Annotated in this window: 22 protein-coding genes; 11 read left to right on the plus strand and 11 right to left on the minus strand. The window is 48.3% G+C overall.

Going from position 1 to position 21256, the window contains the following annotated elements:
- Positions 1-10 precede the first annotated feature (10 nt).
- Genes atpG through OA57_RS00145 form a run of 3 tightly spaced genes read left to right on the plus strand, consistent with a single transcriptional unit; the run spans position 11 to position 2762 of the window.
- Positions 11-877 carry a F0F1 ATP synthase subunit gamma gene (atpG, locus tag OA57_RS00135; protein WP_034611851.1) on the plus strand — a complete coding sequence of 289 codons (867 nt, stop codon included), beginning with the start codon at positions 11-13 and terminating at the stop codon, positions 875-877.
- A gap of 22 nt (positions 878-899) precedes the next feature.
- Positions 900-2273 carry a F0F1 ATP synthase subunit beta gene (atpD, locus tag OA57_RS00140; RefSeq protein ID WP_034611856.1) on the plus strand — a complete coding sequence of 458 codons (1374 nt, stop codon included), beginning with the start codon at positions 900-902 and terminating at the stop codon, positions 2271-2273.
- 60 nt (positions 2274-2333) lie between these two features.
- Positions 2334-2762, plus strand: a complete 429-nt coding sequence (locus OA57_RS00145; RefSeq protein ID WP_034611858.1) for a F0F1 ATP synthase subunit epsilon — start codon at positions 2334-2336, stop codon at positions 2760-2762.
- 32 nt (positions 2763-2794) lie between these two features.
- Here OA57_RS00145 and OA57_RS00150 read toward each other — a convergent pair whose 3' ends face one another.
- From OA57_RS00150 to cyaY, 6 genes are all read right to left on the minus strand, one after another.
- Positions 2795-3406 carry a protein-methionine-sulfoxide reductase heme-binding subunit MsrQ gene (locus tag OA57_RS00150; protein WP_034611861.1) on the minus strand — a complete coding sequence of 204 codons (612 nt, stop codon included), beginning with the start codon at positions 3404-3406 and terminating at the stop codon, positions 2795-2797.
- Positions 3406-4332: a protein-methionine-sulfoxide reductase catalytic subunit MsrP gene (msrP, locus tag OA57_RS00155; RefSeq protein ID WP_034611864.1), complete on the minus strand. Its 927-nt coding sequence runs from the start codon at positions 4330-4332 to the stop codon at positions 3406-3408. Before msrP ends, OA57_RS00150 begins: the two co-directional genes overlap by 1 nt.
- A 168-nt stretch (positions 4333-4500) precedes the next feature.
- On the minus strand, positions 4501-5043 hold the full coding sequence (sodC, locus tag OA57_RS00160) for a superoxide dismutase family protein (protein ID WP_034611868.1): 543 nt from the start codon (positions 5041-5043) through the stop codon (positions 4501-4503).
- Between the two features lie 106 nt (positions 5044-5149).
- Entirely contained in the window at positions 5150-6037 is an 888-nt protein-coding gene (locus tag OA57_RS00165) for an aldo/keto reductase (protein WP_034611874.1), read from the minus strand.
- Between the two features lie 70 nt (positions 6038-6107).
- Positions 6108-7973, minus strand: coding sequence for a DNA helicase RecQ (recQ, locus tag OA57_RS00170; RefSeq protein ID WP_034611876.1), 1866 nt, complete (start codon positions 7971-7973; stop codon positions 6108-6110).
- Positions 7973-8281, minus strand: a complete 309-nt coding sequence (gene cyaY / locus OA57_RS00175) for an iron donor protein CyaY (RefSeq protein WP_034611878.1) — start codon at positions 8279-8281, stop codon at positions 7973-7975. The genes recQ and cyaY overlap by 1 nt, the downstream gene beginning before the upstream one ends.
- A gap of 119 nt (positions 8282-8400) precedes the next feature.
- Here cyaY and lptM point away from each other — a divergent pair, with 119 nt between their 5' ends.
- Positions 8401-8520, plus strand: a complete 120-nt coding sequence (gene lptM / locus OA57_RS12785; protein WP_084589831.1) for an LPS translocon maturation chaperone LptM — start codon at positions 8401-8403, stop codon at positions 8518-8520.
- 16 nt (positions 8521-8536) lie between these two features.
- On the plus strand, positions 8537-9787 hold the full coding sequence (lysA, locus tag OA57_RS00180) for a diaminopimelate decarboxylase (RefSeq protein WP_034611880.1): 1251 nt from the start codon (positions 8537-8539) through the stop codon (positions 9785-9787).
- Positions 9788-10053: 266 nt separating this feature from the next.
- Here the strand turns inward: lysA and fruA are convergent, their stop codons facing one another.
- The 4 genes from fruA to OA57_RS00200 form a co-directional block, all read right to left on the minus strand.
- Positions 10054-11736 carry a PTS fructose transporter subunit IIBC gene (fruA, locus tag OA57_RS00185; RefSeq protein WP_034611882.1) on the minus strand — a complete coding sequence of 561 codons (1683 nt, stop codon included), beginning with the start codon at positions 11734-11736 and terminating at the stop codon, positions 10054-10056.
- Positions 11737-11740: 4 nt separating this feature from the next.
- Positions 11741-12682, minus strand: a complete 942-nt coding sequence (gene fruK / locus OA57_RS00190; protein ID WP_034611883.1) for a 1-phosphofructokinase — start codon at positions 12680-12682, stop codon at positions 11741-11743.
- 2 nt (positions 12683-12684) lie between these two features.
- Positions 12685-14229, minus strand: coding sequence for a fused PTS fructose transporter subunit IIA/HPr protein (gene fruB, locus OA57_RS00195; protein WP_034611886.1), 1545 nt, complete (start codon positions 14227-14229; stop codon positions 12685-12687).
- A 243-nt stretch (positions 14230-14472) separates the two neighbouring features.
- Positions 14473-14958, minus strand: a complete 486-nt coding sequence (locus tag OA57_RS00200) for a hypothetical protein (RefSeq protein ID WP_034611887.1) — start codon at positions 14956-14958, stop codon at positions 14473-14475.
- Positions 14959-15120: 162 nt separating this feature from the next.
- On the opposite strand from OA57_RS00200, the gene OA57_RS00205 reads away from it, so the two are divergent.
- The 3 genes from OA57_RS00205 to glpE all read left to right on the plus strand — a co-directional run bounded on the left by OA57_RS00205 (position 15121) and on the right by glpE (position 17016).
- The gene (locus OA57_RS00205) at positions 15121-15663 is read left to right on the plus strand and encodes a TIGR00645 family protein (RefSeq protein WP_407637065.1); all 543 of its coding nucleotides are present in this window, start codon (positions 15121-15123) and stop codon (positions 15661-15663) included.
- Between the two features lie 33 nt (positions 15664-15696).
- A complete protein-coding gene (locus OA57_RS00210) occupies positions 15697-16575 on the plus strand; it encodes a DMT family transporter (RefSeq protein ID WP_034611891.1) in 879 nt (292 codons plus the stop codon).
- 111 nt (positions 16576-16686) lie between these two features.
- Entirely contained in the window at positions 16687-17016 is a 330-nt protein-coding gene (gene glpE, locus OA57_RS00215; RefSeq protein WP_034611894.1) for a thiosulfate sulfurtransferase GlpE, read from the plus strand.
- Here the strand turns inward: glpE and OA57_RS00220 are convergent.
- A complete protein-coding gene (locus OA57_RS00220) occupies positions 17013-17327 on the minus strand; it encodes a DUF5389 family protein (RefSeq protein WP_034611897.1) in 315 nt (104 codons plus the stop codon). The genes glpE and OA57_RS00220 overlap by 4 nt on opposite strands.
- A gap of 92 nt (positions 17328-17419) precedes the next feature.
- Between OA57_RS00220 and OA57_RS00225 the strand changes: the two genes are divergently transcribed.
- The 3 genes from OA57_RS00225 (at position 17420) to OA57_RS00235 (ending at position 21178) form a co-directional block, all read left to right on the plus strand.
- Positions 17420-18283, plus strand: coding sequence for a rhomboid family intramembrane serine protease (locus tag OA57_RS00225; protein ID WP_034611898.1), 864 nt, complete (start codon positions 17420-17422; stop codon positions 18281-18283).
- A 95-nt stretch (positions 18284-18378) separates the two neighbouring features.
- Positions 18379-19245, plus strand: a complete 867-nt coding sequence (ubiA, locus tag OA57_RS00230; protein WP_034611901.1) for a 4-hydroxybenzoate octaprenyltransferase — start codon at positions 18379-18381, stop codon at positions 19243-19245.
- Positions 19246-19519: 274 nt separating this feature from the next.
- Positions 19520-21178 carry a sulfatase family protein gene (locus OA57_RS00235; RefSeq protein ID WP_034611903.1) on the plus strand — a complete coding sequence of 553 codons (1659 nt, stop codon included), beginning with the start codon at positions 19520-19522 and terminating at the stop codon, positions 21176-21178.
- Positions 21179-21256: the final 78 nt, after the last annotated feature.

Here is a 21256-nt window from a genome sequence, read left to right on the forward strand (position 1 = left end):
GAGAGATGAAATGGCAGGTGCGAAAGAGATCAGAACCAAAATTGCCAGTGTGAAAAGTACGCAAAAAATCACCAAGGCAATGGAAATGGTTGCAGCCTCAAAAATGCGCAAAACGCAGGAACGCATGTCTTCTTCACGTCCGTATTCGACAGCAATACGCAACGTAATTAGCCATGTTTCCAAAGGGAATATCGAGTATCGGCATCCTTTTTTAGTTGAACGTGAAATCAAAAAAGTCGGTTTTTTGGTCATCTCCACTGATCGCGGGTTATGCGGCGGTTTAAATGTTAACTTGTTTAAAACCGCACTTAACGAATTTAAGCAGTGGAAAGACAAACAGATCAGTGTGGAAGTCGCGTTGCTGGGTTCGAAAGCGATTAGTTTCTTCCATTCGTTGGGATTGACGATTCGCGGGCAGACTTCCGGTATGGGGGATACGCCCTCGGTCGAACAAATCATTGGGATTGCCAATACCATGTTCGACAGTTACAGCAGCGGCGAATATGACGCCATCTATATTGTTTATAATAAGTTTGTCAACACCATGTCACAAAAACCGGTGGTGCAGCAGCTGATTCCTTTGCCCGAATTGGAAGAAGATGAACTGACGACTGAAAACAGCTGGGACTATCTGTATGAACCGAACTCCAAATATTTATTGGATAAACTGCTGACCCGTTATCTGGAAGCGCAGGTTTATCAGGCTGTAGTGGAGAATCTGGCGTCGGAGCAGGCTGCACGGATGGTGGCAATGAAATCAGCAACGGATAATGCCGGCAACTTGATTAATGACTTGCAGTTGGTTTACAACAAAGCTCGTCAAGCCAGTATTACAAATGAATTAAATGAAATTGTTGCCGGTGCGGCCGCAATTTAAAGAAAATAGTAGAGGATCGGTAATGGCAACAGGAAAAATTGTACAAATCATCGGTGCCGTCATTGACGTTGAGTTTCCGCAAGATGCAGTGCCAAAAGTTTATGATGCGCTGAAAGTTGAAACCGGGTTAACCCTTGAGGTTCAACAACAGTTGGGCGGCGGAATCGTGCGTTGTATCGCGATGGGGTCGTCAGACGGATTGAAACGCCATTTGAGCGTCATCAACACCAATAACCCGATTTCGGTTCCGGTAGGTGTGAAAACACTGGGTCGTATCATGAATGTGTTGGGTGATCCGATTGATGAGTTGGGGCCTATCGGGGCGGAAGAAAGTTGGTCGATCCACCGCGAAGCGCCAAGTTATGAAGATCAAGCCAACAGTACCGAACTTTTGGAAACCGGCATCAAAGTTATCGACTTGGTTTGTCCGTTCGCCAAAGGGGGAAAAGTCGGCTTATTCGGTGGTGCCGGGGTCGGTAAGACTGTGAATATGATGGAATTAATCCGTAATATCGCGATTGAGCACTCAGGTTATTCGGTTTTTGCCGGTGTTGGTGAGCGTACCCGTGAAGGGAACGACTTCTACCATGAAATGCAAGACTCTAACGTATTGGACAAAGTATCGTTGGTTTACGGTCAAATGAACGAACCGCCGGGCAACCGTTTGCGTGTTGCCTTAACAGGGTTAACCATGGCGGAAAAATTCCGTGACGAAGGGCGCGATGTCTTATTCTTCGTGGATAATATCTATCGTTATACCTTGGCAGGTACCGAAGTTTCGGCATTGCTGGGGCGTATGCCGTCGGCGGTAGGTTATCAGCCGACCTTGGCGGAAGAGATGGGCGTTTTACAAGAACGGATTACGTCAACCAAAACCGGTTCGATTACCTCGATTCAGGCGGTATACGTACCGGCGGACGACTTGACCGACCCGTCACCGGCAACCACGTTTGCCCACTTGGATGCAACGGTGGTACTTAGCCGCCAAATCGCCTCATTGGGGATTTATCCGGCGGTGGATCCGCTGGATTCGACTTCTCGTCAGCTCGATCCGTTGGTCGTCGGCAAAGATCACTATGAAGTGGCGCGCGGTGTGCAATCGACGCTGCAACGTTATAAAGAATTGAAAGATATTATTGCGATTTTGGGGATGGACGAGTTGTCGGAAGATGACAAACTGGTTGTTGCCCGAGCGCGTAAAATCGAACGTTTCTTGTCGCAGCCGTTCTTCGTGGCAGAAGTCTTTACCGGTTCCCCGGGTAAATATGTGTCACTGAAAGATACGATTGCAGGCTTTAAAGGTATTTTGGACGGCGAATATGATCATATTCCGGAACAAGCGTTCTATATGGTCGGTTCTATCGATGAAGTATTGGCAAAAGCCGAGAAAATGTAATCACTCCTCAGGGTATGTGAGATACAGCGGAACGACATAACCAAATGATAGGAGAAGAAGATGGCATCTTCATTTGAACTGACGGTAGTTAGTGCGGAGAAACAGATTTTTCACGGTAAAGTCAGCAGTATTCAGGTTTCCGGTATTGAAGGGGATCTGGGGATTTTGCCGGGACATACGCCATTATTGACGGAAATCAAGCCCGGTGTTTTGCAAATCAGGCAAGAGGGCGGTCAAGAGGTGATTTATGTTTCAGGCGGCTTCCTTGAAGTACAGCCGGAAGTGGTTACTGTGCTGGCAGATACGGCGATTCGGGGCGACGAACTGGATAAAGACCGGATTCTGGCTGCTAAACGGCGGGCTGAGGAAAATACGCATTCCAAGCATGGTGATGTGGATTATTCCTTGTTGTCATCGAAGTTATCACGCGAATTGGCAAAACTGCACGCCTATGAATTGACTGAAAAACTGACTAAAACCAAACGTTAGTAAAATCATTGCAATATAAACCCGCTAGCTTTTCAACAGTCGGCGGGTTTGTTTTTATAGGCGATAATCGGTTTGGCAAAGCATTTCCAGAAAAGCACCATAACGGCAAATCCGAGAAAAAATCGAGGTTGTAACGTAAGTCCTTTGCTCGACCAATAATAGTGAATAACCGCCAACACGATGGCTAAATTGCTGAATTGATGCAATATAAACCAATTTTTTGCCATTTTACCGCGCAAATAAGGAATCGAGCTGACGGCAATTGCCAATAAAAGTAAGAATGCGATAGCGCCTAGCAGTAAATAGGAGCGCTTTATGATTTCAGAGAAAAATAATCTGTAATCGAAGGCAAGTTCTAAAAACAGATAGCTGCCGAGATGCAGCATCAGCCAAAATAATCCCCATAATCCTAAATCACGGTGTAGGCTGCGTAAGCGCTGATGACCGCTGAGTTGGGTGATAATTCGTAATATAAACAGCGCACTAAAAATATAAAGTGCGGTCAGTCCCAGGAAGTGAATTAACTCTTTCACCGGATCGGCGCCGAGTGTTTGATCGATATCGCCGTAACGAAGGATATAACCCAGCCATAACAACGGCGACAGACAGCAAATGTGAATGAGCAGACGAATTAAATTAAACATTAAAAATAAGTCCGTAAATCCAGATCACGATATAACCAAGCGACTTGTTCCGCATAGCCGTTAAACATCAATGTCGGTTGGCGTTTGGCTGAAAACAGACCGCCGCTGCCGATAACACGCTCACTGGCTTGCGACCAGCGAGGATGATCCACTTGCGGATTGACATTGGCATAAAATCCATATTCATTCGGTGCCAGTTTCTGCCAAGTATTTAACGGTTGCTGTTCGGTCAGCGTGATTTTGACAATCGATTTAATACTTTTAAAGCCATATTTCCACGGCACAGCCAAACGTACCGGCGCACCGTTTTGCGGCAATAGTGTTTTACCGTATACGCCGACCGCCATTAACGTCAGCGGGTGCATTGCTTCTTGTATGCTCAGGCCTTCAATGTAGGGATACGCGATTCCGCCGCCGAAATAACGATCACGCTGTCCCGGCATTTGCTGCGGATCATACAATGTCTCAAAACGGACATATTTGGCATTGCCGGTCGGATTGGCGGCTTTTAACAATTGATTGAGCTCAAAACCCAGCCACGGAATGACCATTGACCAAGCTTCGACACAGCGGAAACGATAAATTCGTTCTTGCAAGGCAAAGCGTTGATGTAAATCGTCCCAGTCGAGGGTTAACGGGTTATGTACCTCACCGTCGACGCTCAACGTCCAGGGATTGGTTTTAAAATCACGGGCATATTGCTGCGGATCTTCTTTGCCGACACCGAATTCATAGAAATTGTTATAACCGATCACTTTATCTTCCGGTGTGGGATTCAGTTCGCTATTCTCCGTTAATACGGCTTGTGCACGGGCAAAATCGGGCAGCAGCAAACTGCTGCCGGCAATACCCAGTGCGGTCAGAATCTTACGGCGTTGGTGAAAGATCCGCTCGTCGGTTACATCGTTTTCCAGATATTTTTTCATGTGTAATGCCTTTATTATTAATTGATTACGTTGCGATACTGTTTATGACAGAAATAAAGTGGAAAAGTGCGGTCTATCGATTGTTGTTTGGTATAAAAAATGTGTGGAATCATCTAAAAAATAACCTTGATAAGATATCAAGGTTATCACTAAATGGCATATTCGGTGTTATTGAATGACACCGCAGGCCATTCTGGCGCCACCGCCGCCCAATGGTGCCGGATGATCGGAATGGTTATCGCCGCCGGCATGAATCATGATAGCGCGCCCTTTAATCTGCTCAAGTTTTTTGAGTCGCGGCGCTAAAACCGGATTGGTTGCGCTGCCGTCCTGATTGACGGTTAACGCCGGCAAGTCGCCTAGGTGGGCGTTGTCTTCCCAAGGAAAGCCGTGTCGTTCGGTTTTATTCGGATCCCAATGTCCGCCGGCGGATAATCCGGCAACCGTCTTGCCGTCCTGCTCTTTGGCGTCGCAGCTCGGGTTTTGATGGATATGGAAACCGTGCAAACCCGGGGTGAGATCGCGTAACTCAGGCGTGAAGACCAAACCGTATTTTGATTCCGTTACCGTAACCTTGCCGATATCTTTGTTGCCATCGGTCGGATTCAATAGCTGAACATGAATAATGATATTTGCTTCATCAGCGAATGTTGTTGCCGGAAAAGACAGTGCACAGAGTGAAAGTGCGGTGACCAGTAACGTTTTTTTCATACAATCTCCTTAGTGGACGAGAAAATCCGATCAGTAATAACCGGATAATTTTACGATAAAGCATTATTGCCCGAATCTTAAGTGATCCGCTTCACAAATTTGAATATTAAGGAATATCGAACCCTTGCGCCGCTTTATACACTTCAATCCACTCCTGTTCGCTAAAGCGGATCGAAAGTGCATTAACCGCTCTTTTAATCCGCCGTAATTCGCCGGAGCCGATCACGGGCGTGATTTTTGCCGGATGATTCAACAACCAAGCGAACGCCAGCGTATCCAAATGGGTTTCGTTAACACGTTGTCCGATATCCAGTAATGCTTTGCGCACTCGCACGCCGGCAGGGTTGTCTTTGTTGAACAGCTCGCCGCCCGCCAGTGGCGACCATGCCATCGGTCGAACCCGTTTTTCCATCAGATAATCCAGCGTACCGTCATCAAACGGTGCCAAATGCAGCGCTGAAATTTCAATTTGGTTGGTGATCAGCGGTTGCTTGACGTAGGATTGCAGCATACTGAATTTGGACGGCGTATAGTTCGACACCCCGAAATACCGCACTTTGCCGCTGTCGTACAGCTGTTCAAAAGCGCTTGCCACTTGTTCGGGGTCTACGCAAGGCGATAAACGGTGGATCAGCAACACATCCAGATAATCACAGTGCATTTTTTTGATTGAACGTTCGGCGGAGGCGACAATGTGTTCACAACTGTTGTCGTAATAGTGGCTGTCGATATTCGGAAATTCTTGGCTTGGAAACAGAATACCGCACTTGGTTATCAGCTTGATTTGCTGCCGTAGCGACGGCTTCAGTTTTAACGCTTGTCCGAAAGCTTCTTCATTAGTGAATGAACCGTAGCAGGCGGCATGGTCAAAGGTGCTGATCCCTAATTCAATAACTTGTTCGGTCAGTTGCAACAGCTGTTGTGCGGTCAGATTCCATTGCTTTAAACGCCAATAACCGTGCACTAAGCGATCCAGTTGAAATGTGCTTGTCATGATCTCCCCTCTTTTTAACGGTGAATAAGCGGAATCATAACGCAAAAGTGCGGTATGGCGACAGGTTATTTTAGCGGTTTTGCAAATTTGCCCGATGTTCTTTAATCAAGGCGATAAACGGCTGTGCGAAGCGATCCAGTTTGCGCAGGCCGACACCGTTGATTTGCAACATTTCGGTTTGAGAGGTCGGCAATAGTTGCGCCATTTCCTGTAAGGTGGCATCGTTAAATACGATATACGGCGGAATACTTTCCCGATCGGCAATTTGCTTGCGCAGAAAACGCAGACGGGCGAACAAATCTTTGTCGTAATTTTTCAGGCCGCTGCTTTGTGAGCGCTGAATAACCGACATCGATAATCGCGGCATTGCCAGCGAAAGTGCGGTTTCGCCGCGTAAAATCGGGCGGGCGGCTTCGGTCAGGCGCAAGGCGGAAAACTGCATGATATTCTGTTCGATATAACCGAGATGGATCAGCTGGCGAATGACATTAAACCAATATTCCTGGCTTTGCGTTTTGCCGATGGCAAAGACCGACAGTTTGTCGTGCCCGTATTCCTTAATCCGTTGGTTTTGCAAGCCGCGCAAGACGGCGACCACATAATGAATCCCGAAATTTTGCCCGACCCGATAAATCACCGACATCACTTTTTGTGCATCGAGCAAGCCGTCATAGGATTTCGGCGGATCAAGGCAAATGTCGCAGTTTTTGCACGGCGTATTGCGGTGCTCGCCGAAATAGTTGAGCAGCACCAGACGGCGACAGGTTTGTGATTCGGCAAACGCGCCCATGGCTTGTAATTTATGTTGTTCGATCTGGCGTTGCTTGTTGTCCGCTTTTTCCAGCAGCATTTTATTCAGCCAGGCATAATCGGCGGGGTCATATAACATCACGGCTTCTGCCGGCAGGTCATCGCGTCCGGCACGGCCGGTTTCCTGATAATAGGCTTCGATGCTGCGCGGCAGGTCAAAATGCAGTACAAAACGGACGTTGGATTTATTGATGCCCATGCCGAAAGCCACGGTTGCCACCACCACTTGAATATTGTCACGCTGAAACGCCAGCTGGGTGGCTTCACGCTGTGTAATTTCCATGCCGGCGTGATACGGCGCACAGTTTATTCCGCGTTTGCTCAGGCTTTCGCATAACTGCTCGGTTTTTTTACGGCTGTTGCAATACACAATACCGCTCTTGCCCTTTTGTCCCAATACAAAACGGCACATCTGCTCAACCGCCTTATATTTTTCCACCAAGGTATAACGAATATTGGCGCGATCGAAACTGCCGATATAGAGATACGGCCGATTAAAATCCAAATATTGCAGAATATCCTGTCGGGTCGCTTGATCGGCGGTGGCGGTCAGCGCCATGACCGGCGTGTCGGGGAAGCTTTTTTTCAAGCCGCCAAGTGCGGTATATTCAGGGCGAAAATCATGCCCCCATTGGGAAATACAGTGTGCTTCATCAATGGCGATAAAGCTGACCCGACATTGACGGATAAATTGGAAAAAGCCGGTGGTCATGACTTTCTCCGGGGAAATGTATAACAGTTTCAGCTCGCCGCTAATCGCTTTATTCTGCACCTGCTGCTGCTCGGCGAATGATTGGCTGGAGTTGAGATAGGCGGCTTCCACCCCGTTGCTCAACAGCTGATCGACCTGATCTTTCATCAACGAAATCAGCGGTGAAATCACTAAGGTCAAACCGGCAAAACAGAGTGCCGGTACTTGGTAACAAAGCGATTTTCCGCTGCCGGTCGCCATGACCACCAACGTATCCTGCCCGTCCAGCACCGCTTCGATAACCTGCTGCTGCCCTTGGCGAAAAGCGTGATAACCGAACACTTGCTGCAAGACATCAAGTGCGGTTTGCAGCCCGGGCGCGGTAGATGATAATTCGGTAGAAGCGGCGATCTGCGCCGCAGAAGGGGATAACATCAGGCGAAATCGACCTGTTCGCCGTAAGCCGCCATAGCCGCCTGCAACAGCCGGAAAAACTCCTGTTGATCGTTGGTCAGCCAGGCGCCGTCACGATATTTGAAATGGTAGCCGCCCAGTTTGCTGGCAAGCCATAATTCCAACAGCGGCTCCTGCTTGTTGATTACGATTTGCTGCCCGTTTTCAAAGCTGATTGAAAATACCGAACCCTGAGTGTCGCAATCGACGTCGATCGCCTGTTGCTCTAGCTGTTCTTCGATATAAGCCCAAGTGGTTTCAACTTGGCGGTGAAATTCTGCTGTGTTCATAACGATTATTCATTGGTTAAGGGGAAGTGATAAATTATAGTAATTCTAACACAATAGTGATAGCACAATAGCTTAATTAATGGTAAAAAGAGCGGTAATCACAGCAATCAGAGGCAACTATGAACAAATGGCTATACCGCACTTTGGCGGTGATAATGATATTATCGGCAACGGCGTGCGGCGTAAAAGGGCCGCTGTATTTTCCGCAGGAAGAACCGACACAGACAGAAACGCAATAACAGTACAGGATTCAAGATGGATTTTTTTCAGTATCGGCAAAACCGCCTCATGGCAGAACAATGCGCTGTCGCCGACATCGCCCGACAATTCGGAACTCCGCTTTATATCTATTCGCGCGCCACATTGGAACGTCACTGGCATGCTTTTGACAAAGCATTCGGCGATCACCCGCACTTAATCTGTTTTGCGGTGAAATCCAATCCGAATATTGCCATTTTAAATGTCATGGCAAAATTGGGATCGGGCTTTGATATTGTGTCGCAAGGCGAGTTGGAACGGGTGTTGGCGGCAGGCGGTGAGGCCGGCAAAGTGGTGTTTTCCGGTGTTGCCAAAACCGAACGGGAGATTGCGCGGGCGTTGGATGTCGGCATTCGCTGTTTTAACGTCGAATCGGTTTCCGAGCTGAAAACAATCAATCGAATTGCCGGTGAAAAGGGCAAGATAGCGCCGATTTCATTACGGGTCAACCCGGATGTCGATGCCAAAACCCACCCTTATATTTCGACCGGCTTGAAAGAGAATAAATTCGGTATCAGTGTCGACGAGGCAAGTGCGGTTTACCGTCTGGCGGCAGAGTTGCCGCACATTGAAATCTGCGGCATGGATTGCCATATCGGCTCGCAACTGACCGAACTGCAACCGTTTTTAGATGCAACCGATCGCGTGCTGGTGCTGATGCGGCAATTGAAACAAGACGGCATTGAGTTGCGTCATCTGGATCTGGGCGGCGGACTGGGGGTGTCTTATCGCAATGAAACACCGCCGCATCCGACGGAATACACCACCGCACTTTTACAAAAACTGCAAGCCTACCCTGATCTGGAAATTATTCTGGAACCGGGGCGGGCGATTACCGCCAATGCCGGCATTTTGCTGAGTAAAGTGGAATACCTGAAAAGCAACGAATCACGCAATTTTGCGATTGTTGATGCCGGCATGAACGACATGATTCGCCCGGCACTGTATCAGGCTTACATGGAAATTATCGAAGTTGACCGCACTTTGGCACGCCGGCCGGCGCTATACGACATTGTCGGCCCGATCTGCGAAACCTCTGATTTTCTCGGCAAACAACGTGAATTGGCGATTGCCGAAGGCGATCTCATCGCCCAACGATCCGCCGGCGCTTACGGCGCGAGTATGTCTTCCAACTACAATTCCCGCCCCCGCACCGCCGAAGTCATGGTAGACGGCGAGCAGGCGCATCTGATCAAACGTCGGGAAACCTATCCGGAATTGTGGCAGTTGGAACAGATGTTACCGTAATTTAAGCGATACCGATTCAAACGAGTGATTTTTACGGTAACTCATTATGAATCAACGCAATGCTGTTTTTTAACGTTTTCTTTGCGGTATTGAGATGTTTTTTTAACTCAGTGGTTGCGCCTGCAAGAAATATGCATTAACAGACAATGTTATCCCAATAGGATACAAATTATCCCTAAAGAAAGATGGCTGTCGGGGTTGATGTTCAAATAAAAATTAACCCCCGTTTTTTACGGGGGTTATCGTCAGTTTAAAAGTAAGTATGGTTAAACCAACTCTTCCTCTTTCGGTTTAATTGCGGCGTACAGGAAGCCGGTGACAGCGGTGCCTGCCAGAATGGCGACTAGGTATAGCAGTACCGGTTGGATAGCGCCGGGGATTGCCAGTACGAAAATGCCGCCGTGCGGTGCCATTAGTTTTGCACCGAACAGCATGGATAGGGCGCCGGTCAATGCGCCGCCGATCATGCAGCTTGGGATGACGCGCATCGGATCGCGGGCGGCAAACGGAATCGCGCCTTCGGAGATAAAGCATAAGCCTAATACGAATGAGGCTTTGCCCCCTTCCCGCTCGTTGGCGGAGAATTTTTTACGTGCAAGGAATGTTGCTAAACCCATGCCCAATGCCGGCACCATGCCTGCCGCCATAACCGCGGCCATCGGTAGATAAGATGCGGACGCCAACAGACCGACACCGAAAGTATAAGCCGCTTTATTGACCGGCCCGCCCATGTCGAAACACATCATTGCCCCCAAGATAATGCCCAGTAGAATCGCACTGCCGGATTGCATACCGGTCAGGAATTCGGTCATGCTGGTCATAATCCAGGCAACCGGTTCACCAACGATATAAATCATCACCAGACCGACAACCAATGTCGCCAGGAACGGGATAATCAGAATCGGTTTTAAGGCATTCATGGTCGGCGGCAGTTTTACATGATCGGCAATCGCTTTGGCGACATAACCGGCTAGGAAACCGGAAATAATTCCGCCGAGGAAACCGGCGCCGATTGAGCTGGCGAGCATGCCGCCGACTAAGCCCGGCGTCAGTCCCGGACGATCTGCGATCGAATAGGCGATATAACCGGATAAGACCGGAATCATTAAACCGAAGGCGCTGCCGCCGCCGATTTGCATTAATGCGGCGGCAAGCGTGCCTTCTTCTTTAAAAGCTTCGATCCCGAAAACAAATGACAGGGCGATAATCAAGCCCCCGGCAACCACGACCGGCAACATATGCGAAACACCGGTCATCAAATGGCTGTATATGCCTTTTTTCTCGGTTTTGACTTCTTGTTTGACCGCACTTTGTGCTGCTGCGGTAAATACCTTGGCTTCCTTAAAGGCTTTATCAAATTCCTGAGCGGTTTTTTTCAACGCCAGACCGGTTGAAGTGCGGTACATTAGTTTGCCGTCAAATTTGCTTAAATCGACATCAATATCAGCGGCGACAAAAACCAAGTCTGCGCCTGCCACTTCTTCGGGACTGATCGGATTCCCGGCACCGACTTGACCGCGGGTTTCGACTTTGACGTTCCAACCTTGTTGTTTGGCATAGGCTTCGATGGCTTCCGCCGACATAAAAGTATGGGCGACGCCGGTCGGACAGGCGGTGACGGCAACGATATTTTTTACACCGGCTGCGCTTAGTGTATTGCCGACCGCACTTTCTGTCGGCGCTACATAATCGCTGGCGTGATCCAATGCATCGGATAAGGTTTTTTCCGGCGCGGAAAATGCACTTTCCAAGTCTACCAAATAGACTTTTTTCCCGTTCAGTTGCGGATTATGCGGCAGAGTGTTACCCAACACGACAGCGATATCGGCATCGGCGGTATTCTCGACCACGTTATGTGAAGCATTGGCAGCGGCAGCGGCGAAAACCTGACGGACCAAAAAGGTTTTGGCTTTGCCGGTGGCGGCATCTTCTATCAGTAGAATATTCATTTAATTATCCTTCTAAAACGTTAATTTCAACTTGCTGCAAAATAGTATCGACTAAAGTGCGGTCACTGATGCCGACATTGCTCTGTGAAACGGCAAAAGCCGAAACGGCGCTGGCAAATGCCAGTGTTTTTGTCTGATCCCAGCCTTGGCTGATACCGTAAATCAGTCCGGCGACCATAGAATCGCCTGCACCGACCGTACTGACCACATTTTCACATTTCGGCGGTTTTGCTTGTACAACGGCATCGTCACTCAGCCAAACCGAACCTTCGGCGCCCATTGAAATGATGACATTGGCGATGCCTTGCGCTTTTAACTGTTTCGCGGCGGCAATAATTTGTTGCAGATTGTCGAGCGGTTTGCCGATCCATGCTTCCAGTTCGCGGTGGTTCGGTTTAACCAGCCATGGATTAGCTTTTAAGCCGGCGGTTAAGGCGGCATTGCTACTGTCGAGCACCACTTTTACTCTGTTTTGCGATAATTTGCTCAACCAAGCGGTAAATTGTGCGGCACCCACGCCGTGCGGTAGGCTGCCGCAAACGGCGACGATGTCGTAATTTTGGCTCCAATTCAATGAATCTTGAGAGAATTTTGCCCAACCGGCATCATCAATTTGATAGCCTGAAAAATTGAGGTCGGTGACGTCAGCCTCAGTTTCAGTGATTTTTACGTTGATTCGTGTCTTACCGGGAACACGCTGGAATTTGTCTTCCAGATTCAACGCCTGAAACATTCGGCTGAAGTCACCTTGGTTCTCTTCGCCGAGAAAGCCGCCCACCGTGACATCAACGTCCAAATCATGCAGCACTTTTGCCACATTGATGCCCTTGCCCGCCGGAAACAGGCCGAGGGTTTCGACCGTATTGACTTCGCCCGGTTCAATCCGTTTTAAGCGTCCGACCAGATCATAGGCGGTATTCAGGGTGATAGTTGCGATCTTTGCCATGCTTATTCTCCTAAGCCGGCGGCAATTGCCGCACCGATGGCATCAATCGCCTGTTGTGCATCATCGCCTTTGGCGACAAAGCGCATTTTCTGCCCTTTCACGACACCCAGCGCCACCACTTTCATCATACTTTTGGCACTAACTGCGGCGGAGTGGCGATCCAAGTTTTCCACTGTGATGGCGGATTGGAATTTTTTGGCTTCCTGCACCAATAATGCGCAAGGTCGGGCGTGTAGGCCGTGTTCGTTTTTCAGAATGAAGACGCCTTCCGCCTGTCCATCGTTTGACGTTGTTGCTGAAGACGTTGTGCCGGTGGCAACTGCGGTTTCAGCAGCGATCGGCGTATTGATTTCTTCAATGCTGTCAGCCTGTTTCGGCGTAATACCGGCGCCTTCGCCCAAACCGTCGGCAATAGCACTGCCGATGGCTTCAATGGCGGCTCTGGCATCGTCACCTTCGGCGACAAAACGTAAACGGTGGCCGACAGTGACGCCCAAGGCAACCAATTTCATCAAACTTTTTGCATTGACGGGGTTACTCGGGCGATCCAAATTCTCTACCGTTACTTTAGCTGTAAACGGTTTGACGGCGCTGACCAGTAATGCGCCCGGTCGGGCATGCAGGCCATGTTCGTTACGAATGGTAAACGTGCCGATGACCTGATTAACCGCACTTTGCAGCGTGTTGTTTTTTGTCGTTTCGACAGCCGCCGTAGGCGCGGTTTTTCCTTCCAATACGGCAATAATCTGATCGGCTGTCGCGGCATTCAGCAAGGCTTGTCGGGTTTCTGCCGTCAGTAAGCGGCTTAATAGCGGGTTGAGTTGATCATCTATTGCCGCGACAGTGACAACAGCCTGTGCGGTTTTGCCATTGGCGGTTGTGAAAGGCTGTTTGGCACGACTGAATGCAACGGCATTGTATCGGTTGCCCTGTGCATTGTCGTTCAGCCAGATACCGTCGCCGACCGCCAGTGGGCGGTCGGTAATAACATTGCTGACAAAACGGTTGTCAACCGCACTTTTAGCTTCCAGTTTGCCCGCATTAACGGCGGTTAAGGTCAGAAGGCTGTCGGTGTCAATCGCCAGTGAGACAAAGTCGTTTTGCAGCGCCGCTTCTGTTTTTTCGCCCATTAAGACGGCGCGGAATGCCGCTTTATCCTGCATATTCACCAGCGAAGCGGCGGTATCGTCGTCGCCCAATACGTGGGTCAGCTGGCGTAATAATGCCAAATGTTCATCAGAGCGTGCGGCAATTCCGATCACGATATAGGCGGTGTTGTCTTCACCCCATGGGATCCCTTGCGGGAATTGAAAAATTTGGACGCCGGTTTTTTTCACCAGCTCACGGGTTTCCAGTGTGCCGTGCGGAATGGCGATACCGTTACCCAAGAATGTGGAGGTCTGCTGTTCGCGTGCCAACATGCCTTGTAAATAGCCTGCCTCGACATAACCGCCTTGCACTAGCGCATTGGCGGCCATTTCGATCGCATGTTGTTTATTATCGGCGCTCGCCGATAAGTGAATGTTGTTTTCCGGTAAGTTAAACATTCAGTGCTCCTGTTGATGTGAAGAAAAAGAAATCATCATTCCCTGTTGCTGCACGAAAATCAAGCAAAACGCTTGATTTTTATTAATTGAAACGTTTCAGCTTGCGGGTAAAAATTTTGCCATCGCATAAAGGAAACAGCGTGGCAAATTCAGATTTGCGTTATTATTAGCCATTCGCCTGTTCTGTTCAAGGCGGGCAAAAGGAAATATGCTCAAAAAGTGACGTATATCACGTTTTATCCGCTATTTTTGACACGTTGCCAAGAATTGTTCGGTGCCGGTAGTCAGGTAGGGATCATTTTCTGCCCGTAACCGCACTTTGCGTAAATCACGCATCGCATCATAAATCCCTTGCGTCAAACTGGGTTTGTTCAGTTGTGACCAGCAGTCTTTACTTAAACGGGAAAAATTGTGCTGCAACTCGCCGGCAAAGACAATGCCGCTGCGGAAGGCGTAAACATCGCTGTCTTGCAGTTGGTTATACAGTGTTTGGCGAATTTCGGATACGCTTTGTTTGATATCGCCGCGATACCACGCCTGAGCGCCACGGGCAAAAGCGTCGACTTCATAATTTTTATCGACAATGCCGTCAAACGATTGTACGGTCGTTTGATAAGCGACGGCATAGGATTTTGCATCACGCTGGTTTTCCGGCAGATCGATCACTGCGGTTGTGCTACAGCCTGCCAGCAGCAGTGCGGCGACCGGATAAAGTATTTTTTTTAACATCCGTTTTCTCCTTAAACCGCACTTTTAGCAAGTGCGCTTTATTTTATGCCACTTCCTGCGGTTTTTGTCGATAATTTTCTGTGTGCAATCTTGCTATTTGACGTGAAAATGGGTAATTTTCCACACACTTTATTTACCCTACCGTTTACCGAGAAGATGAAAATGGATACAACAAGCGAAAAACAAGATCGGGTCAGAAGAACCTCGATTTTCAGTAAAATTATTTTTGCCAGTCGCTGGATTCAGCTGCCGATTTATATCGGGCTGATAGTGGTGCAGGTTATTTATGCCTATAAATTTATCAAATCGTTGTGGGAGCTGCTGGTCAATCTCAACCAGATGAACGAAAATGCGATTATGCTGGCGGTGCTTAACTTGATTGATGTGGTGATGATTGCCAATCTGTTGATTATGGTGATTGTCGGCGGTTATGAAACCTTTGTTTCCAAGCTGAACACCGACGGTCATCCGGATCAGCCCGAATGGTTGAACCATGTCAACGCTTCGGTGTTGAAGGTGAAACTGTCGATGGCGATTATCAGCATTTCTTCGATCCATATGCTGCAAACCTTTATCAATGTGGCAAATCTGCCGGAAAAACAGATGATGTGGCAATTGTTACTGCATTTAGGATTTCTTGCTTCGGCGTTGGCGATGGCGTACACCGATAGAATTCTGTACGGCACAACCCATAAAAACCATTAATCCGATAAAGTCTAACGACAAGGTGCGGTCAAGATGACAAATCTGAGTAAAGGCATTCTCGCCATGCTGATCTCCGCCTTGGGCTTCACCCTGATGGCGGTGTGCGTCAAACTGGCGGGCGATTTGCCGGTAGTGGAAAAAGCCATTTTCCGCAATGGAATTGCCGCGCTGTTGAGCGGGTATCTGGTGTGGAAAAACCGCACTTTGTTTTTCGGCCAAGCGCTTAACCGTAAAACGTTGCTGTTGCGCTCGTTCTTCGGGCTGTGCGGCGTGCTGCTTGGATTTTATTCGATTGATCATCTGTTGTTGAGCGATGCCGACATGATCATGAAGCTTTCGCCGTTTATCTTGATCGGCCTGTCGGCGGTTTTTCTGCAAGAGCGAGTGACGGTACGACAAATTCTGTTGTGCCTTGTCGCGTTTGGCGGCGTATTACTGATTATTCGCCCGAATTTCGGCGCAGACGAGGCACAAACCGCACTTTATGTTTACTTGCTTGCCGTTCTCGGGGCGGTTTTTGCCGCCGCCGCTTATTTGATGCTGCGGGTTCTGGCGTTGAGCCCGAAAGCGGAATCGCCCTATACCATCGTCTTTTTCTTTTCATTTTTTTCCACCGTTATGTTGATTCCGCCGCTGCTTTGGCAGTTTCAGCCAATGTCGCCGGCGCAATTCGGGTATTTATTGCTGTCCGGTGTGATGGCGACGGTGGGACAATTCGGAATTACGCTGGCATACCGTTACGCCAGCGCCAAAGAGGTGTCGATTTATTCCTACGCTTCGGTGCTGTTTGCCGCACTGTTCAGCGTGCTGCTGTTTGAACAATATCCTGACTTATTCAGTTGGCTGGGGTATCTGCTGATTTTTATCGGTGGTTATCTGATGTTTTTGCTCAACAGCAAAAACGGGTACTGATACTGCGGTCACCGCACTTGAATAATCTGCAATAAAGCGGTGGAACGCTTTTATTCGACCGCTTTAACTGTTAACATTCCGTTAACGTTTATATTGATATAAGGAAACCTGATGACCACTGAAATCGAAACGGTAACACCGCAACAAGCTTGGCAACAGGTGCAGGACGGCACGGCGGTGTTGTTGGACATTCGTGATTTGAAAAACTTCAGCTATCGCCGTGCGCCGCAGGCTTTTCATTTGACCAACCAGAGTTACGGCGCTTTTTTGGATCGTTATGACTATGATTTTCCGATTTTGGTCAGCTGTTACCACGGCATCAGCAGTCTGAACGTCGCCCATTTTTTGATTGAACAGGGCTTTGATCGGGTTTACAGCGTGCAGGGCGGTTTTGAGGGCTGGTTACGTGCCGGTTTGCCGACGGAAAGCGATTTGGATTAAAGCCAAACCGAACGGATTACATAAGCGGCAAAGGCATAAAACAGGATAAATCCCACCAAGAGTAACCCCAGCGCCGTTCTAGGCGAATGTTTACGCAGTTTCGCCAACCACAGCGCAAGCCCCAACAGCACCGCCGGATAGAGCCAAAGTGCGGTTGAAAACCAGTAAACGGCATGGCTGTCCAGATTCGGATTATCGGCAACGGACGGGGAAATCAACAAGGCCAGCGGCCATAAAATCGCCGGCAGGCAAAACAGCGCCAATGCCCATGAAAAGCCGGAAAAGCCCGTAGGTTGTTGAGGTTTACGCACGTTTTGTTATCCTTGTCCTTTTAATTTTGAGCACAAGCCGTTAGTATAACCCAACTTGCCCGATTTGTTCCATTTACAATAAAAACTCCGTGATGAAAATACTGTTCAGCAGTGAAAATGCAGAGCTGGCGCTGCGTTTTCGCGATTATATCCGCCAGCAATACCAACGGGATCTGCCGCTTTACCGCCAGCAGACACACTATGTTTTTGCCTTGTCGGAAACCGATCCGCAGTTGGACGTTCTGTCGGCCGAGGCCGAACAATACCGTCAACATCCGTCGGACGAAAAATATACCCGGGCAAGCTGGCAAAGCGGACAGACTTATTCGCTCAAAGGGCGTTTCGGTCATTTGCTGCCGTCGATTTCGCAATGGCAAACCGCATTTCGGCAGGCGCCGATGACTTGGGGGATTGCGTTGCTTTGCGTGGCGGTTTATCTATTGGAATTGAGTGGTTACCGCAACGTCATCTATCAATTGACCCATTTTCCGGAAAACAGCACGCAATACGGTGAAATATGGCGGTTTTTTAGTCATGCCGTAGTGCATTTATCGTTTCCCCATCTTCTATTTAATCTGACCTATTGGCTGATTTTTGCGGCAATGATCGAAAAAAACAATTTGTCGGGGCGCAGTAGCGGCAAAATAGTGTTTCTGTTTTTGCTGATCGCTTTGATTAGCGGCGTGGTACAGAATTATTTCAGTGGTGCGGCATTTTTTGGTTTGTCCGGCGTGGTTTACGGTGTGTTGGGTTATGTGTATCTGATGAGCCGTCTTGATCCGCAGCAGCGTTTTCGTCTGCCGAACGGTTTTGTCTTTGTGTTGTTGATCGGGATTGCGCTTGGTTTTGCCGGACCGTTGATCGATTTACATTTCGGCAATGCCGCCCATATTTCCGGCTTACTGGTCGGTCTGGCTGTCGCCCGGTTTGACGGTAAAAGTGCGGTCAACGGTTAAAATTCCGTGTTTTGACAGCGCATTTCTGCCTATTTTGCGGTAAGATAGCGCCATCTTTTGATTGCTTGATTTTTTGTGGCTTAATTCTGGTTGAAATGTCTGAAGTACTCACTCGTAAACTGTCCGCTTATGCACGTTTAATGCGCCTTGATCGACCGATCGGCACATTGCTGTTACTGTGGCCGACTCTGTGGGCGCTATTTTTGGCGGCAGACGGTTTACCGGATTTTGGCATTTTGTTGATCTTCCTGTGCGGCGTGTTGTTGATGCGCGCCGCCGGCTGTGTGATAAACGACTATGCCGACCGCCATATTGACGGGAGTGTCAAACGTACCGCACTTCGTCCGCTGGCAACGGGCGAAGTCGGTGAAAAAGAGGCTAAACGGCTGTTTGTCGGGCTGAGCGCGCTCTCTTTTCTGCTGGTGTTAAACCTGAATACTTATGCCGTTGTGCTGTCGTTCATCGCGGTGGCATTGGCGTTTGTTTATCCGTTTATGAAGCGTTACACCCATCTGCCGCAGTTTGTACTCGGCGCCGCATTCGGCTGGTCGATTCCGATGGCGTATGCCGCAGTGAGTGAACAGTTACCGCTGATCTGCTGGCTGTTGTTTGCCGCTAACTTGTTGTGGACGGTGGCTTACGACACCCAATATGCGATGGTTGATCGTGATGACGATTTGCGTATCGGTGTGAAATCGACTGCGATTCTATTTGCGCAGTATGATAATAAAATCATTGCCTTATTGCAATTTATCACCTTACTTTTGTTTTTTATCATCGGTTACCTGGCAAAGCTGCATCCGGCGTATTATGCGGCTGTCGCCGTTACCGCACTTTGCTTTGTTTATCAGTGTAAACTGACCCGTGAACGCAGTCGGGAAGCGTGTTTCAATGCATTTTTGAATAATAATTACTTCGGTATGGGTATTTTTATTGCCTTGTTGTTGGGATTATTTTTGTAGCATTCGATTCTTTTTTCACAATAAAAAATAACAAGATTTTCCTGATTCTTTTTCTCCGCTTTTAAGATCGATTTGTCATAAAAAAGCGTATTATTTGCGATTTATACTGAATAATTATGCTGAATTTAGGTGAAATACCTATTGTTTGTGATGTTTCTCTAATTTTTCGGATTTGTTTATTGCCAATGAAAATCGGCAAGCGTACTCTTTATCTTGACTTATTTCTAGTCGAGAAACAATTGGCTTGAGAAAGCCGGACAATAAGGAGAGTACAATGCTTAAGCGAAGTAAACTTTCTGTTGTGATTGCAGCGACGTTGGCTACAAGCATAACCGGTGCAGTACAGGCGGCGGATGTAAAAGATAAGGGAACGGCAACAAATGTGGCGTTTAATCAGGCTTTTACCCCGACTGAATATACGTTGAAAGACAAACCGACCATTATTTTGGTTTCGGTGGATGATTTGGGTTATGGGCAGCTAAACTATGATGAAGCCGCCTATAATCAGGATATTCTAAAACAGAATGCCATTCCGGAACGTTATCAGGTGGCGTTGGATAAAGCGATTGAAGCGGCAAAAAGTGCAACACCGACTCTGAAATCGTTACAACAAGACGGGGTGAAGCTGACGCAGGGATTCGTAGCACACGGGGTGAGCGGTCCTTCCCGTGCATCGATGATGACTTCCCGTTTCCCGGCGCGTTACGGCATTTACAGTAATGACGATGCGCAAGACGGCATTTCTGTCGATGAAACATTCCTGGCGGAGTTATTGCAAAACCACGGCTATGAAACCTCGGCGATTGGCAAATGGCATTTGTGTCGGATCACCAATGTGCCGATTCCGAAGGAACAGCAAACCCGCGACTACCATGATAATTTTACCACTTACTGCGATGAGCCGTTTCAGCCGCAAAATCGCGGATTTGATTATTTCTACGGTTTCCATGGTTCCGGCGCTTCCTATTACCGTTCCCCGTCGCTGTTCGAAAACCGGGAACGGATTGCGGCTACCGATTATATCACCGATGAATTGACCGATAAAACCATTCAGCGTTTGCGTGAAGCGGGCGACAAACCGGCGTTTATCTATTTGGCATACAATGCTCCGCACATTCCTTTGGAACAAGATGCCCCGCAAAAATATCAAATTTTCAATACCGGCAATCATGAAGTGGATAACTATTATGCGTCGGTCTATGCGGTAGATCAGGGCGTTAAGCGTATTCTGGCGGAATTGAAAGCGCAGGGTAAAGACAAAAACACGCTGATTTTCTTCACGTCCGACAATGGTGCGGTGATTGATTCGCCACAGCCGATGAACGGTGTTTTCAAAGGTTATAAAGGAGAAACCCAGCAAGGCGGGGTGCATACCGCTATGTTCCTGAACTGGCCGGATCGTTTTGACGGCAAAGTGTATGACAAGATGGTGTCGGCGACCGACTTTATGCCGACCGCACTTGCCGCCGCCGGTATACCGATTCCTGAAAAACTGGAAAAAACACTCGACGGTAAAAATCTGTTGCCGTTTTTAGACGGTAAAGACAGCGGTGAGCCGCATCAATACTTGTATTGGGCGCAGCCGAAAGCATTCCATTGGGATCCGATCAATATTCCGTTCTGGCACAATTACGATAAATATGTTACCGGTAAATCCGATGATTATCCGAAAAATCCGTATATGGAAAAACTGTCTAAATTCACTTGGACGGTACGTGATAACGAATGGACATTACACTACTATATCGGTGATGAAAAAACGGAATTGTTCAAAACCGAAGATGTCGGCGAAACCACAGAGCTTTCTAAACAGAACCCTGAGGTGGTCAAACGTCTGAAAGGGAAAATGAATGAATATTTGCTGGCGGCGAAAAAACCGAATACGGAAAATAACTTGCCGAAATATCAGGATTTATTGAAAGCAACAGAATAGCGCGGCATACAGGGAAGAAAGGTCAAACTTTCTTCCCGTTTTGGGCGTTTGATTTTTACGAGGGTATTATGCTGAGCT

Source organism: Chelonobacter oris (genome assembly GCF_000772535.1).
GTDB classification, from domain to species: domain Bacteria; phylum Pseudomonadota; class Gammaproteobacteria; order Enterobacterales; family Pasteurellaceae; genus Chelonobacter; species Chelonobacter oris.